The organism is Bradyrhizobium sp., from assembly GCF_019244115.1.
Classification (GTDB): Bacteria; Pseudomonadota; Alphaproteobacteria; order Rhizobiales; family Xanthobacteraceae; genus Bradyrhizobium.
On the sequence record NZ_JAFATE010000580.1, the window covers coordinates 1 to 13,801 of the forward strand.

The following is a 13,801-nucleotide window of genomic DNA, read 5'->3' on the forward strand; positions in this document are numbered from 1 at the left end:
CAGAAGCGCACGAACCGCGCCGCCTTGCGCGAGGCGTCACTATCGAGCACGCCCGCCAGCACCATCGGCTGGTTGGCGACGAAGCCGACCGTGCGGCCGGCAATGCGGCCAAAACCGGTGACGATGTTTTTCGCAAAGGCCTCCGAAATCTCGAAGAAGTCGCCCTCGTCCACGACCTTCAGGATCAATTCCTTCATGTCGTAGGGCTTGTTCGGATTGTCGGGGATCAGCGTATCGAGCGACATATCGAGCCGCTCGATCGAATCAAAACTCGGCCATTCCGGCACGCCGTCGGTGTTGTTGGCCGGCAGGAAATCGATCAGCCGCCGCATCTGCAGCAGCGCCTCGACATCGTTCTCGAAGGCGCCGTCGGCGATCGAGGAGCGCGTCGCATGCACGGAGGCGCCGCCGAGCTCTTCGGCGGTCACCACCTCGTTAGTCACGGTCTTCACCACGTCGGGACCGGTGACGAACATGTAGCTCGTATTCTTCACCATGAAGATAAAGTCGGTCATGGCCGGCGAATAGACGTCGCCACCGGCGCAGGGGCCCATGATGACGGAGATCTGCGGGATCACGCCCGAAGCAATGACGTTGCGGCGGAACACGTAGGAATAGCCGGCGAGCGCCGCCACGCCCTCCTGGATGCGCGCGCCGCCGGCATCATAGAGCCCGATGATCGGCGCCCGCGCCTTCATCGCCATGTCCTGAAGTTTCGTGATTTTCAGCGCGTGGGTCTCGGACAGCGAGCCGCCGAACACGGTAAAGTCCTTGGCGAACACAAAGGTCTTGCGACCGTTGACGGTGCCCCAGCCGGTGACGACGCCGTCGCCGGGCACCTTGCTCTTCTCCATGCCGAACTCGGTCGAGCGGTGTTCGACGAACATGTCGAATTCCTCAAAGCTGCCCTTGTCCAGCAGCAGCTCCATGCGCTCCCGCGCGGTCAGCTTGCCGCGGGCGTGCTGCGCCTCGATCCGCCGCTCGCCGCCGCCGAGCCTTGCGCTGGCGCGGCGCTCTTCCAGGGAATCGAGGATGTGCTTCATGGCAGCCGGCCCGTCCTTGTTCCTGACCATTTTGTTCGGGTTCTACACGGGCTTTTGTGGCCCGGAAAGGGCCTCCTGGCGGGGCTCTGCGGTACTACATGGGCGAAGGCTTTGATCAAATGGAGGAGCAGGTGATGGCAGACGCAGGCATGGTCGGTGCGGACGGGGCTGTCACAGGCGGGGCACGCGCCCTGCTCCGGCTCGAGGGATTGGTGCTGCTTGCGGCCATGGTGCTGCTCTATTCCTATCGCGGCGGCCCGTGGTGGCTGTTCGCCGTGCTGCTGCTCGCGCCGGATCTGAGCTTTGCGGCGTATCTGGCGGGCGCGCGGATCGGCGCGATCGTCTACAACGCGGTGCATATTACGGCCGTGCCGATCGTGCTCCTGATCGCCGGCTTCGCGTTGGACCAGCCGCTCGCGGCCTCGATCGCGATCATCTGGCTCGCCCATATCGGCATGGACCGCGCGGCCGGTTACGGATTGAAATATCCCGACGCATTCAATCACACCCATCTCGGGCGCATCGGCAAGGCGTGAGCTGACAGGAGACTCTGCCGGCGGCGAATGCCCCGCCCCTCCCCGCAAGCCGCCGCAAGCCGGGAGAGGTGAAGAACTACATCGCGCCGATGTCGGCGAGGCAGGCCTGCGCCAGCGTCATGCGGGCGTCGACGTGGCGCGGCTCGCGGCAGTCCATGTTGAGCGCGAACACGGTTGAGGCGGCCCCCTTCTCCACCCAGCCCACCATCCAGCCGAGCGAACCATGATCGGGCGCGGTCAGGCCCGACTTGGCGCGGATGATGGCGTCGCCCACCCTGGTGACGGGCAGGATGTCGCGCACCAAATCCTGGCTGCGCTTTGAGATCGGCAGGCTGCCGCGCCGCAGGCGATCGAGAAAATCCACCTGCTGCACCGGATCGATGCGCAAATCGCCGCTGACCCAGAACTGATCGATGCCGCCGCCGATGTCGCGATTGCCGTATTCGAAGAGATCGACGTAGCGCTGCATGCGCCCCTCGCCGATCCGCCGCGCGATCTCCTGATAGACCGGAAAGGCGGACACCGCGATCGCCGAGCGCAGCGTGTGGTCCCGGTTCCAGGCCTCGTTGGCGTGCTTCACGCCGTTCCATTTGAAGACGTCCTTGTCGGGGTCCTCGACCACGCCGGTCTCGAGCGCAATCAGCGAATTGGGAATCTTGAAGGTCGACGCCGGCAATTGTCCTTCGCCGGAGCGAACCGCGTCACTCGCGATCACGAGGTAATCATCGACCTTGTAGCCGACGAAGGTTCCCTCGGTCCCGGCATCGGCAAAATGTTTGGCGAGCTCTTCGCGAATCTCGCTCTTCGGATAGACGACATCGGCAGAACTCCGCGACGGCAGGAGACTCGCGGCGATCAGGCCGAGCGCGTGGCGGCGATGGATCACGGGTTCTGTCCGCGGCTGATGACGATAGCACTGTTCCGGCATGCGTTTGGCACCGCGCCGGAGCAATCACAATCGAAAAGTTCAGCGAAGCTCCTTCGACAGCCTGAGCACAAACACCAGCACTTCGGCGACGGCCTTGTAGAGCTCCGCCGGGATCTCATCGCCGAGCTCGACATTGGAGAGCGCGCCGGCCAAGACCTCGTTCTCCTCGATCGGGATGTCGTGGGCGCGCGCCACCTCGATGATCTTCTTTCCGATCGCGCCCTTGCCCTTGGCCACCACGCGCGGCGCGCCTGACCGGTCATAGTGCAGCGCCACCGCGAGCGGCTTTTTGATCTCGGTGTTCATAGCGCGCGATCCAGAAAATGGCCGGCTTTGGCCGGCGCCACCTGCGGCGGCGCGCCCTCGCGGATGATGATGTCGCCGGGGACGAGCTCTGCTCTGCTCAGCGCCTGACTGAGCTCGCCGCTGCCTGCCTTGAGCTGCGCCGCAGTCGCGGGCCGCTCCGCCCACATCCGCACTGAAGTGCGTTCGCCCGACAGCGAGATCAGCGCATGAACTGGGCCAGCCGGCTCGACATTCAATGAGAAGCGCGCCCGCCACACCCGGCCCGACGCCTCGGCCTCGCTGCCGCCGCCGTCACGCGAAATCTCGAACTGCGCCATCGCCGTGCCCTGCGGCGTCGCGAAGGGGATCTCGAAATTCCAGTGCGACGCCGCCTGGTCGGTGCGCTGCCCCGCCGTGTCGACGCGCTCGGGCAACGAGGCGACCTGCAGCAGGGTTTGTCGCGCAATTGCGGCATCGGTGCTTTCGAGCAGGCGGTGGGCGAGCGCCGGCAGCGGGGTGTTCGGTGTGATCGAGGCCTGTGCGACCGGTTGCGGCGATGGCAGGCCGCCGCGGAACGGCGGTGGGGGCGTGGGAGTGCGGACCGCGACCTCAGTCGCGACGGCGTTTTGCGGCGCGACCTTCGCAGTGGCCAGATTGCCCGCACGCGGAACCTGCTGCAGCGCCTCCTGCAACAGCGTCAGCACAGCGCCCTGCGCTGTCCCGCGTGGCGCATCGGCGAGCGCTGCGGTGAGGACGATGCGGCCGGGATTGGCCGCAACCGCGGCGGCCTCGCCGAGTGCCGCGCCAGGCTCCGGTTGCAGTCCGCCCACAGGCGCTAGCGACGCCGTCGAGACCGGAGCGGCCGATCCGGGCCGCGGCGGCCCCGCAACCGGCGCTTGTGCGGACGTTGCGGCTTGCGCTGCGGTCGGTAAGGCCGCCGCGCTTTCGGTGGCGATGGCCGGCTCCGCAACTGACAGCGCCGACGTCAGCGTCTGGCGCAGCACGACCAGCGCAGCCTTCAGGTCGGGAACGGCTCCCGTCTGGCCCGATCGCGCGGCGAGCGACGCCTCCAGAAACAGCCCAGACCCCTGGAACGCGACCTGGATGTCATCGCTGCTCAGATTCTCCGCGAGCGGGGTCTGCTGCGCCAGCACGTCGCGCACGGCATTTTGCAAAGCCGGCGGCAGATTGGTCGATGTCGCGGCCGCGCCGAGATCGGCAAACAGCGGCGCCAGGCTCTCCTGCCGCGTCGCCGCGGCCTCAGTCGCAACCGAGACCGCGATCCGCTCAAGCGGCGTCAGCGGATCGTTGCCCGGCGCCGCGCTGCCAGCGGGACCGGCGAGCGGTGCATTCGGCGAAAGCGAGACCGCGTCGGCAGTGGTCGCTCCGCCCTGCCCGATCACCGCAAGGCGGATATTGCCCGCGCTCTGCGACACTGCGAGCTGCAAGGTCTGACCGGCCTGCAGCGGCACCTCCGTGAGCACGTCCAGCGAGAGGTTGGCGATCGCGATCCGCACCAAATTGTCGGCGAGCAGGTTTTGCACCTGCGCGGTGACCACCGTCCCCGGTTGCAGGACGAGGTCGGTCGCGCTCCCGCCCTGGGATACAGCGGAAACGGCGGCTACCGGAAGGCTCGGGTTGACGGTCAGGGCCATGCCCCGAACGCTACGCGCGCGGCGTAAACCTCTCGTTAACCGGAGGGCGATCCGCACCGCATGATGGCGCTAAGCCGCCGCAGAAACAGCCTCAGCTCTTCGGCCCAGCACCTTTCCCCGCGACGGCCTTCAGGATCTGCACGGCGGCGCGGAAATCGACCAGGCGCGCCTCGCGGACCCGTACCGCCTCCTCGTCCGTCCCCCATTGTTCAGCGTTCCAGTCCTCATCGACATGGGCTGCGGCCCAGACCTGGTCGGCATCGAGGATGCCATGCGCCAGCGCCAGCGCCAGCAGCGCCGAGCCGGTCAGCGTCGTCACCACATGCAGGGCCGCGACCGACCAGGGATCGGAGGGCAAGGCCGCCCGCGCCGCGGCCACGGCCGTCTCAGGCTGCCGGGCATGCACCACGCCCTGGCTCAGGATGAAATGCGCACCGAGCGCATCGGCCGCCCAGAACAGGACGGGATCCCAATGCTCCGCCTCGCGCTGGACCAGGGCCTGCGGGTGGGCGGCCCGATAGCACAGCAGGTCGGACTGCAGGTATTTGGCCATGTCATCGGCCACGAGGTCGGCGCGGCCGACCACCGCCTCGACCACGCTGTTGGCAAAGCGCGTCAGCGGCATCGTTAGCGGGTCGATCGTCTCGCCCTGCGCCTGCCATTCCCGGGCAATCGCCTGCGCGATTTCGTCGTTCGGCACGGTCACCGTGCGGCCCGAGGGGGTGCGGATCGGCCTGCCGTCCAGCGTGATGGAAAAGCCGCCGTCGGCCGCGGCGGCGATGCCGGCTTCCTTGTAGAACCGCCTGCGCTGCGGCGCGCGGGCCGACCGCCGTGCCGACTCCTGCGGATCGAGCGGCGAGTGGCCGATCACCTCCTCGAACAATTCACGCATGCGATGCTTTCTCTCTCCCGGCGAAAACTGCCTGCCCTTATGATAAGCCCTGTCCGGGGTAAAGCGACCCCATGGCGAGCCGGATAACGCGGGGCCCGGTATAAGGCCGAGCTGGAATAAAATGTCGTGAGCGGAATTCTGCCGTGAAAGGGATGCGTTCGGGCCGGGCGCCGGTGCTTCACCGGCCAGGTGCGTCATGAGGCCGAGTGGCCCGGGTCCGGGCGGATGTGATGGAAAACCAGCAGGTCTGCATGTGAAAGCGATGCCTGCCATGCGCGGTTTTGTCGGAGCCGTTCTGGCGCTGTCGTGCGCGCCCGGGCCGGCCGATGCTGGATTTCGATCGCCGGAATCGCTGATCCGGAATGTCTACGCCTATTACGGCAACGGCTCGCCAGAGCTGTCAGATGGGCTGCCGCGTAATGCCGATACCGCGCGGCAGTTCTTCGATCCAAGCCTGCGCACCGCCTGGACATCGGCCAAGACCGAACCCTACGATTTTCTGGTGCAGAGCCCGACCTGGCGGGTCGGCCCGGTCTCGATCTCGATCCTGCGCAAGCAGTATGACAAGACCTATGTTTCGGTCGCCTTCGACAATATGGGGCGCTCGGTCCGGTTGAACTACATTCTGATCAAGGGACCCGAGGGCTGGCTGATCACCGATGTCGAGAGCCCCTACGACTCGCTGCGGATGTTCCTCGACCAGTTCAAGAACTAAGCTTTGAGGAAGTCAGGTGTCCCCTGGACTAGTCGCGGAGGGCGCAACCGCGCGAAAATTCGGCACGCGCGTTTGGTCCAAGCCCGGCCGCAGCGCCGGCGTCAAGGCAGCGGCTGACGCGCTCGCCAAACGACGGCCGTGGCGATCTGGGAACATAGTTCCGGTTCGGCAGCTCATCCATTTTGGGTACGACAGGGATCGTGATCTTCAACTCGGGCGGCTTCGGTATCGGAGGAGCAAACCGCGAGGCACCCGGCGCCGGCGGATAGAATTGCTGGGCGCCGGCCACCTCAACGGCAGCCAGCAGCAGAATCGGCACGACCAGCGGCATCATCCATCGCTTCATGCGAGAACATCTCGTCGCCGCTTGACAGCTTAACAAGAGCCGTCCCGCAAGCGTGAACCCACCCGCCGCCCACGCGTTGCAACGCCCGCGAGAGAAGCTCAGCGCCGCAAAATGCTCTCCGCGGCGGGACGCCGCTGTTCCCAGCCGGCGCGCTCGAGTTCCGGGCAATCATCCTCGGTCTCTGGGTAGCCGATGCAGAAATAGCCGATGAAGCGCCAGTGGGCGGGTACATCGAGCGCCGCCGCAATGGCCGCTGGATCGAGGATCGAGACCCAGCCGACGCCAAGCCCCTCGGCGCGGGCCGCAAGCCACAATGAAAAGATCGCGGCAACGGCGGAATACTCCGCGGTCTCCGGCATGGTCCGGCGGCCGAGCGCATGACCTAAGGGCGTGCCGCGGTCGGCGAAGACCGCCAGATGACAGGGCGCCTCGCGCAGTCCGGCCAGCTTCAGCGTCGCATAGTGCTGCGCCCGCTCGCCGCCATAGGCGCCGAGCGCCTCGGCATTCGCGGCCTCGAAATTGGCCAGCACGGTCTGTCGGCGCGCCCTGTCTTCGACAACGACGAAACGCCAGGGCTGGCTCAGGCCTACCGACGGCGCCGTGCAGGCGATCTCGATCAGGCGCTCAAGCATGCCCTCTGGGAGCGCATCCTGCCGGAAGCGCCGGACGTCGCGCCGCCAGCAGAACAACTCGTGCAGGCGGGCGCGAAAGGCGGCATCAAACTCGGGTGGAGACGGCAGATCCCGGGACATGGCCGCCTATAGCTGCGACCGCACGACTCCACAAGGAATGCCCCGCCTATTCCTCGGGCGCGTTCTCGATCGGATCGTAGCGGTCGGCTTCGAGCCCCAATAGGTTCCAGGACTGCAGCATGTGCGGCGGCAGGGGGGCGGTGGCGTCGATCAGCCCGCCGCGCGGATGCGGGATCACGATGCGGCGCGCCAGAAGGTGCAGCCGGTTCTGAAGGCCTCCCGGCAACTCCCAGTTTTCCCTGGAAAAATATTTGGGGTCGCCGATGATCGGGTGGTCGATATGCGCCATATGCGCGCGCAATTGATGGGTGCGCCCGGTCACCGGTTTCAGCGAGACCCAGGCAAGTTTTTGCGCCGATGTCTCGACCACGGCGTAATAGGTCACGGCGTGACTGGCGCCTTCATCGCCATGTGCGGCGATGCGCATGATGGTATCGTCCTCGCCCTCCTCCTTTGCGAGGTAGGTGGAGATGCGGCCCTGCTTCGGCTTCGGCACGCCGGCGACCAGCGCCCAGTAGATCTTTCGGGCAGATCGGTGGCGGAAGGCGCCGGTCAGGTGGGTGGCGGCGAAACGGGTTTTTGCGACCAAGAGGCAGCCCGCCGTCTCCTTGTCGATCCGGTGCACGAGGCGCGGTTTTTGCCCCTTGGCGTCGCGCATCACCTCCAGCATCTGGTCGATGTGACGCGTGGTGCCGGAGCCGCCCTGCACTGCGAGCCCGGCCGGCTTGTTCAACACCAGCACGTCGTCGTCCTCGAACAGAATCATCGCCTTCAGCATTTCGAGCGTCTTCTGCGCTGCCTCCGACAGCGTGCCGGGCGTCTTCGGAGCGTCGAGCCGCAGCGGCGGAATGCGGATGCTCTGCCCGGCCTGCAGGCGGTCCTTGCTGTCGGCGCGCTTGCCGTCCACGCGCAGCTCGCCTTTGCGGACGATGCGCTGGATGTGGGAGAACGACAGCCCGGGAAAGCGCGCCTCGAGAAAGCGGTCGACGCGCATGTTGTCTTCGTCCGAAGTGACGACCACGGTCTGGACCTTGGTCGGCAACGCCAGCGCTTCAGGGCTCGACTTTGCAGGCTCCGCCGCGATGGAGCCGCGTTTGCCAGGGCGTTGCTCCGAACGCTCGTCCTGACGCTGCTCCGGCCGGCGCTCGGAGAACCGCGCCGGCTTTCCGCCGGGTCGATGGCCTTTCGGCCGTTCCGACGGCACGCGCTCGCGCGGCCGCTCCGGATGCTTATCGCGCCCGCGCACGGGACGGTCATCCCGGCGATCCGATCTTGGCTGCGTTCTCTTGATGCGGCGGCTCATCGCCGTTGCCTAGCCTAAAAGACGCGAATCGTCACGGCGAATCGACCGCTACTTGCCCGTCTTCTCCCGCCTGAGCTTGGCCCAGTAGTCCAGCCGCTTCCTGATCTCGCGCTCAAAGCCGCGTTCGGGCGGATCGTAAAAGCTTTGCCGGCCGAGCGCTTCCGGAAAATAGTCCTGGCCGGAAAAGGCGTCGGGCGTGTCGTGGTCGTATTCGTAGCCCGCGCCGTAGCCCTCGTCCTTCATCAGCCGGGTCGGCGAATTGAGGATGTGCTTTGGCGGCAACAAGGAGCCTGCCTCCTTCGCGACCCGCTTGGCCGCGCCGAACGCGGTGTAGGCGGCGTTCGATTTCGGCGCGGTCGCGACATAGATCACCGCCTGCGCGATCGCGAGTTCGCCTTCCGGCGAGCCGAGAAAGTCGTAGGCATCCTTGGCTGCGTTGGCCATGACCAGGGCCTGCGGATCGGCGAGCCCGATGTCTTCGACGGCCATGCGCACGACGCGGCGGGCCAGGAATAGCGGGTCCTCGCCGGCATCCAGCATGCGCGCAAGATAATACAGCGCGGCATCCGGATCGGAGCCGCGCACCGACTTATGCAGCGCCGAGATCAGGTTGTAGTGGCCGTCGGCCGATTTGTCGTAGATCGGGGCGCGTCGCTGCAAAATGTCCTGCAGCTGCGCGGCATCAAAGATCTCGCCGTCGCGCGCCGACCGCCAGACCTCTTCGGCAAGTGTCAGCGCGGCCCGCCCATCGCCATCGGCCATGCGCACCAGCACCGCGCGCGCCTCCTCGTCGAGCGGCAACCTCTTGCCTTCGATCCTCTCCGCATTGGCAAACAGCTTTTCGATCGCGGCGTGATCGAGCGAATGAAACACCAGCACGCGCGCCCGCGACAGTAGCGCGGCGTTGAGCTCGAAGGACGGATTTTCGGTGGTGGCGCCGACCAGCACCACCGTCCCGTCTTCCATCACGGGCAGAAACGAATCCTGCTGGGCGCGGTTGAAGCGGTGCACCTCGTCGACGAACAGCAGCGTGCCCTTGCCCATCTCGCGGCGCGCGCGCGCCGCATCGAACGCCTTCTTCAGGTCAGCGACACCGGAAAACACCGCCGAGATCTGCTCGAAATGCAGCTCGGTGGCATCCGCCAGCAGCCGCGCCACCGTGGTCTTGCCGGTGCCCGGCGGCCCCCAGAACACCAGCGAGCCCAGGGTACGCGTCTCCAGCATACGGGTCAGCGCGCCGTCGGGGCCGAGGATGTGATCCTGACCGACGACGTCGGCGAGCTTGCGCGGACGTAAGCGATCCGGCAGCGGATGCGGCGCGTCCTGCTCCAGCCCTGCGGCTGCGAACAGGGTTGCACCACTCTCGCGTGGTTTCTTCGCGCTCATCCGCCCAGCGTGACGTTGATCTGCTGGCCGCCGCGCACCAGCGTGATGCGCCAGTAGCGCGCCGCCTGGCCGGTCACTTTCTCGAGGTCGGCTGTCTTGCCGACCTTCTGGTTGTTTACGGCCACGATGATGTCGCCCTTCTGGAAGCCGACATTGGCCGCGGTGGAATCGTCCGGGATCGCGGTCACGACGACGCCTTCGAAGTCGGAATCGAGATGCAACTCTTCGGCGACCGCCGGCGAAATGTTGGCAACCGTTGCGCCCTGGAACGGCGAGCGCGATTTGAGTACGATTTCATTACGTCCGGTATCCGGCGCGGTCTCGAGCGGCACCGCCAGCTTCACCTGCCTGCCGGCGCGGATCACGTCGACCTGTGCGCTGCCGCCGAGCGGACGGGTGGCGAAACGATAGTCGAAGGCATTGGGGTCATCGACGCCCTGCCCGTCGATCGAAGAGATCAGGTCGGAGGCCTTCAGGCCCGCGCGCGCCGCCGGACCACCAGGAACGACGCTTGCAACCAGCGCGCCGGTCGGCGAGCGCAGGCCGAGCGTCTCGGCGATCTCCGGTGTCACCGCCTGCAACCGCGCACCGAGCCAGGGGCGCCTCACCGCCTTGCCGCCGCTCTTGGCGGACGCCACCACCACGCGCACCATGTTCGCCGGGATCGCAAAGCCGATGCCCTGCGATCCGCCGGAGCGCGAATAGATCGCGGTGTTGATGCCGACCAGCCGCCCGCTCATGTCGATCAGCGCGCCGCCCGAATTGCCGGGATTGATCGGCGCATCGGTCTGGATGAAGAACTGGTAGTCGGTGACGCCGACCTGGGTGCGCGCGAGCGCCGAGATGATGCCGTGGGTGACGGTCTGGCCGACGCCAAAAGGGTTGCCGATCGCGAGCACGACGTCGCCGACCATCAGCTCGTCGGAATTGGCGAAGTCGAGCGTCGGAAAGCGCTCGTTGGAATCCTTCAGCCGCAACACGGCGAGATCGGAGTGGCTGTCCTTCAGAATGATCTCGGCCTCGAACTCGCGCTTGTCGGCGAGCGACACCTTGACCTGGTCGGCGCCTTCGATGACGTGGACATTGGTCACCACCAGTCCTGAAGCGTCGACGATGACGCCCGACCCCAGCGAGCGCTGCATCTGCTCGCCCTGTTGGCCCTGCGAACCGAAGAACTGGCGGAAGATCGGGTCATTGAGTAACGGATTGTTGTTTTGCACGATCTTCGCGGCATAGACATTGACGACTGCGGGCTGCACGCGCTGCACGATCGGCGCATAGGATAGCCGCAACTCCGCCGGCGAAGACGGCACGCGCCGTTCCTGGGCAAGCGCCGGATTGAAGAAAAGGACGACCAGTGCGGCGCTCGCGGCGGCGCGGATGAAACGAAGCATTCCGACCTCACAGGGAAAAACGCAGCAAATATAGGCGTTTCCACCCGATAATCAAAGAACACTTTGGCTACGATTCGGTTGCCACGGCGGCAACCAGCCCGGCGCTCTGCGCGCGCGGGCATGGGAGCCATGCGCGCGATATGATGACCATCATTCATTGTTGCCGGCGCGCCACAAACAGAAATTCTTACCACTCCGTCGCCTTGCATGTTTGGCGAATGTCATGAGCAGTTCCTAAAATAAGCCCCGAAGGGGACACTGATTTGCTTGAAGGGGTAAACTCATGACTAGAAAAAGCCTGATGACCACCGCAGCCGCGGTGGGCTTGATCGGAACGATGGCCACGCCACACGCCTACGCTCAGGCCGCCGGCAGCAATGACGCGGAGATCGCTGCGCTGAAGCAGCAGCTCCGCCTGATGGAGCAGAAGATCGAAAAACTGCAGAAGCAGAGCACGGTAAACGCCCAGGCAGCCGCCAGGGCCAATGAGAAGGCCGACACTGTTGCGAACGCCAACGCGGCCATCCCGGTCAAGGCGGCCGCGCCGGCCTCGGGCGTCATCGTTTCGATGCCCAACAACCGGCCGACGATCTGCACCGCGGACAATGCGAACTGCGTTGCGATCACGAGCCGCGTGCATTGGGACGTCGGCGGTTACGATTATCGGCCCAACACGGCGGCAACCTCGCCGCAGCGGCTCGACAGCGGCGAGAACGTTCGCCGCGCCCGGATCGGCATCATCGGCAAGTTCTTCAGCGACTGGAATTACGCGCTGATTTACGATTTCGGTGGCTCCTCGGACGGCTTTGGCGGCGCGGCGCCGGGCTCTCTGCCCGGCGGCGGCGTGTCCGGCATCGAAAACGCCTATCTGAGCTACACCGGCATCAAGCCGTTCGGCGGCAAGCTCGCCATCGAGGGCGGCATCATGGACATCCCCTATACGCTGGACGAGGCCACGAGCTCCAATGACATCCTGTTCATGGAGCGCGCCTCGTCGGGCATCATCGCCCAAAACATCGCCGCCGGTGACTTCCGCTCTACCATCGGCACGCGCTGGTGGAATGACGTGTTCTGGGCCGGCGCTTATGTCACCGGGGACACCACCGGCCAAATTCACTCCGCCTCCAGCACGGCCCCGGTCGCTATGAATGAACAGTATGGGGTGGTGGCGCGTGCCGCCGGCCAGATCGTGAGCGGCAAGGACTACTCGTTCCACCTCGGTGGCGATTTCGAGGATCTGATCCAGCCCTCGCACACGATCGTCAACGGGATCAACGGGGCGCAGACGCTGACCCTGAACGACCGTCCGGAACTGCGCATCGACCCGACCTCTCTGATCTCGACGGGAGCGATTGCAAATGTGTCCTCGGCCCAGGTCTATAGCGTTGAGGCGGCCGGAACCTACGGCCCGCTCTACGTGCAAGGCGAGTATTTCTGGTTCAACGTCCAGCGCGGCGCGAACACCGGCCTGCCCCCGGTCGGGGCTCCCGACCTGAAATTCCAGGGCGGCTATGGCCAGGTCGGGTATGCGCTGACCGGCGAGACCCGCCCCTACAATGCCGCCAGTGCCTCCTACGGCGGTATTAAGCCAGCTCGTCCGTTCTCCCTCGACGGTAGCGGATGGGGCGCCTGGGAAATCGCCGCGCGCTACTCGACAATGGATCTCAACAACCTGATCGGCACCACCACCGGCATCGCCGGCGGGCGGCAGAATGTCGTCACGGTCGGGCTGAACTGGTACGCCAACAGCAACGTGCGACTGATGTTCGACTATCTGCATGGCGACATCTCCAAGCAGGTCAGCGCGACCAACTTTGGCGATGCCGGCTCCAAGTTCGACGCGTTTGCGATGCGCACCCAGGTGGCGTTCTGACCCGCAGGCGGGCTAAATGCGATCGGAGCGGCCACGGCCGCTCCCGATGTCCAAACACAAGCGGGAGGACTGAGCATGAAAGCCGTCGGCTATACACAATCGCTGCCAATCGAGGCGGCGGAGGCGCTGATCGATTTCGAGGCTGCGACGAGCGAGCCATCGGGCCACGACATCCGCGTCGCGGTGAAGGCGATCTCCGCCAATCCGGTCGACTACAAGGTTCGCAAGCGTGCCGCCCCGCCGGCTGGCGAAACCAAGATTCTGGGCTTTGACGCCGCCGGCATCGTCGACGCGGTCGGTCCGGAGGTTACCCTCTTCAAGCCGGGCGACGAGGTGTTTTATGCCGGATCGATCCTGCGCCAGGGCACCAATTCCGAGTTCCACCTGGTCGACGAGCGCATTGTCGGACGCAAGCCGAAGAGCGTGTCGTTCGCGCAAGCCGCCGCCCTGCCCCTAACCACGATCACGGCGTGGGAGCTGTTGTTCGATCGGCTCGGCGCGGTGCCCGGCAAAAGCCTCGACGCGCGGACGCTGCTGATCACCGGCGGCGCGGGCGGCGTCGGCTCGATCCTGATCCAGCTCGCGCGCCGCCTCACCGGGCTGACGGTGGTTGCGACCGCAACGCGCCCGGAGTCGCAGAGCTGGTGCCGCCAACTCGGGGCGCATGCGGTGATCGATCATGGCCAGCCGATG

At 65.9% G+C, this 13,801-nt stretch carries 14 protein-coding genes; 4 read left to right on the forward strand and 10 right to left on the reverse strand.

Going from position 1 to position 13,801, the window contains the following annotated elements; translation table 11 throughout:
* A partial coding sequence (locus tag JOZ76_RS25700) for an acyl-CoA carboxylase subunit beta (RefSeq protein ID WP_291703417.1) occupies positions 1-1,043 on the reverse strand: 1,043 nt, incomplete at its 3' end.
* Positions 1,044-1,177: 134 nt separating this feature from the next.
* Here JOZ76_RS25700 and JOZ76_RS25705 point away from each other — a divergent pair.
* Positions 1,178-1,579 (forward strand): DUF4260 domain-containing protein, encoded by a 402-nt coding sequence (locus JOZ76_RS25705; RefSeq protein WP_291703419.1) that lies wholly within the window; start codon positions 1,178-1,180, stop codon positions 1,577-1,579.
* A 76-nt stretch (positions 1,580-1,655) separates the two neighbouring features.
* Here JOZ76_RS25705 and JOZ76_RS25710 read toward each other — a convergent pair whose 3' ends face one another.
* The 4 genes from JOZ76_RS25710 to JOZ76_RS25725 form a co-directional block, all read right to left on the reverse strand.
* On the reverse strand, positions 1,656-2,507 hold the full coding sequence (locus tag JOZ76_RS25710; protein WP_441300093.1) for a penicillin-binding transpeptidase domain-containing protein: 852 nt from the start codon (positions 2,505-2,507) through the stop codon (positions 1,656-1,658).
* Between the two features lie 39 nt (positions 2,508-2,546).
* Positions 2,547-2,813, reverse strand: a complete 267-nt coding sequence (locus JOZ76_RS25715) for an EscU/YscU/HrcU family type III secretion system export apparatus switch protein (RefSeq protein WP_291703423.1) — start codon at positions 2,811-2,813, stop codon at positions 2,547-2,549.
* Positions 2,810-4,447 (reverse strand): flagellar hook-length control protein FliK, encoded by a 1,638-nt coding sequence (gene fliK / locus JOZ76_RS25720; RefSeq protein ID WP_291703424.1) that lies wholly within the window; start codon positions 4,445-4,447, stop codon positions 2,810-2,812. Before fliK ends, JOZ76_RS25715 begins: the two co-directional genes overlap by 4 nt.
* A 91-nt stretch (positions 4,448-4,538) precedes the next feature.
* Positions 4,539-5,339 carry an ATP12 family chaperone protein gene (locus JOZ76_RS25725; protein ID WP_291703425.1) on the reverse strand — a complete coding sequence of 267 codons (801 nt, stop codon included), beginning with the start codon at positions 5,337-5,339 and terminating at the stop codon, positions 4,539-4,541.
* A gap of 271 nt (positions 5,340-5,610) precedes the next feature.
* Here JOZ76_RS25725 and JOZ76_RS25730 point away from each other — a divergent pair, with 271 nt between their 5' ends.
* Positions 5,611-6,054 (forward strand): hypothetical protein, encoded by a 444-nt coding sequence (locus JOZ76_RS25730; protein ID WP_291703426.1) that lies wholly within the window; start codon positions 5,611-5,613, stop codon positions 6,052-6,054.
* Between the two features lie 28 nt (positions 6,055-6,082).
* On the opposite strand, the gene JOZ76_RS25735 is transcribed toward JOZ76_RS25730, so the two are convergent.
* The 5 genes from JOZ76_RS25735 to JOZ76_RS25755 all read right to left on the reverse strand — a co-directional run bounded on the left by JOZ76_RS25735 (position 6,083) and on the right by JOZ76_RS25755 (position 11,235).
* Positions 6,083-6,400 carry a hypothetical protein gene (locus tag JOZ76_RS25735; protein ID WP_291703427.1) on the reverse strand — a complete coding sequence of 106 codons (318 nt, stop codon included), beginning with the start codon at positions 6,398-6,400 and terminating at the stop codon, positions 6,083-6,085.
* A gap of 98 nt (positions 6,401-6,498) precedes the next feature.
* Entirely contained in the window at positions 6,499-7,152 is a 654-nt protein-coding gene (gene bluB / locus JOZ76_RS25740; protein ID WP_291703428.1) for a 5,6-dimethylbenzimidazole synthase, read from the reverse strand.
* A gap of 46 nt (positions 7,153-7,198) precedes the next feature.
* Positions 7,199-8,455 carry an RluA family pseudouridine synthase gene (locus JOZ76_RS25745; RefSeq protein WP_291703430.1) on the reverse strand — a complete coding sequence of 419 codons (1,257 nt, stop codon included), beginning with the start codon at positions 8,453-8,455 and terminating at the stop codon, positions 7,199-7,201.
* 48 nt (positions 8,456-8,503) lie between these two features.
* A complete protein-coding gene (locus JOZ76_RS25750; RefSeq protein ID WP_291703432.1) occupies positions 8,504-9,841 on the reverse strand; it encodes a replication-associated recombination protein A in 1,338 nt (445 codons plus the stop codon).
* Complete coding sequence (locus tag JOZ76_RS25755; protein WP_291703433.1) at positions 9,838-11,235, reverse strand: DegQ family serine endoprotease; 1,398 nt, start codon at positions 11,233-11,235, stop codon at positions 9,838-9,840. Before JOZ76_RS25755 ends, JOZ76_RS25750 begins: the two co-directional genes overlap by 4 nt.
* 283 nt (positions 11,236-11,518) lie before the next feature.
* On the opposite strand from JOZ76_RS25755, the gene JOZ76_RS25760 reads away from it, so the two are divergent.
* On the forward strand, positions 11,519-13,108 hold the full coding sequence (locus JOZ76_RS25760; RefSeq protein ID WP_291703435.1) for an OprO/OprP family phosphate-selective porin: 1,590 nt from the start codon (positions 11,519-11,521) through the stop codon (positions 13,106-13,108).
* Positions 13,109-13,183: 75 nt separating this feature from the next.
* A partial coding sequence (locus JOZ76_RS25765; RefSeq protein WP_291703437.1) for a zinc-binding alcohol dehydrogenase family protein occupies positions 13,184-13,801 on the forward strand: 618 nt, incomplete at its 3' end.

Excerpts from the sequence above, each read along its gene's own strand:
- JOZ76_RS25705 (WP_291703419.1), top strand. The coding sequence starts at position 1,178 with ATGGCAGACGCAGGCATGGTCGGTGCGGACGGGGCTGTCACAGGCGGG.
- JOZ76_RS25710 (WP_441300093.1), bottom strand. The coding sequence starts at position 2,507 with ATGCCGGAACAGTGCTATCGTCATCAGCCGCGGACAGAACCCGTGATC.
- JOZ76_RS25715 (WP_291703423.1), bottom strand. The coding sequence starts at position 2,813 with ATGAACACCGAGATCAAAAAGCCGCTCGCGGTGGCGCTGCACTATGAC.
- fliK (WP_291703424.1), bottom strand. The coding sequence starts at position 4,447 with ATGGCCCTGACCGTCAACCCGAGCCTTCCGGTAGCCGCCGTTTCCGCT.
- JOZ76_RS25725 (WP_291703425.1), bottom strand. The coding sequence starts at position 5,339 with ATGCGTGAATTGTTCGAGGAGGTGATCGGCCACTCGCCGCTCGATCCG.
- JOZ76_RS25730 (WP_291703426.1), top strand. The coding sequence starts at position 5,611 with ATGCGCGGTTTTGTCGGAGCCGTTCTGGCGCTGTCGTGCGCGCCCGGG.
- JOZ76_RS25735 (WP_291703427.1), bottom strand. The coding sequence starts at position 6,400 with ATGAAGCGATGGATGATGCCGCTGGTCGTGCCGATTCTGCTGCTGGCT.
- bluB (WP_291703428.1), bottom strand. The coding sequence starts at position 7,152 with ATGTCCCGGGATCTGCCGTCTCCACCCGAGTTTGATGCCGCCTTTCGC.
- JOZ76_RS25745 (WP_291703430.1), bottom strand. The coding sequence starts at position 8,455 with ATGAGCCGCCGCATCAAGAGAACGCAGCCAAGATCGGATCGCCGGGAT.
- JOZ76_RS25750 (WP_291703432.1), bottom strand. The coding sequence starts at position 9,841 with ATGAGCGCGAAGAAACCACGCGAGAGTGGTGCAACCCTGTTCGCAGCC.
- JOZ76_RS25755 (WP_291703433.1), bottom strand. The coding sequence starts at position 11,235 with ATGCTTCGTTTCATCCGCGCCGCCGCGAGCGCCGCACTGGTCGTCCTT.
- JOZ76_RS25760 (WP_291703435.1), top strand. The coding sequence starts at position 11,519 with ATGACTAGAAAAAGCCTGATGACCACCGCAGCCGCGGTGGGCTTGATC.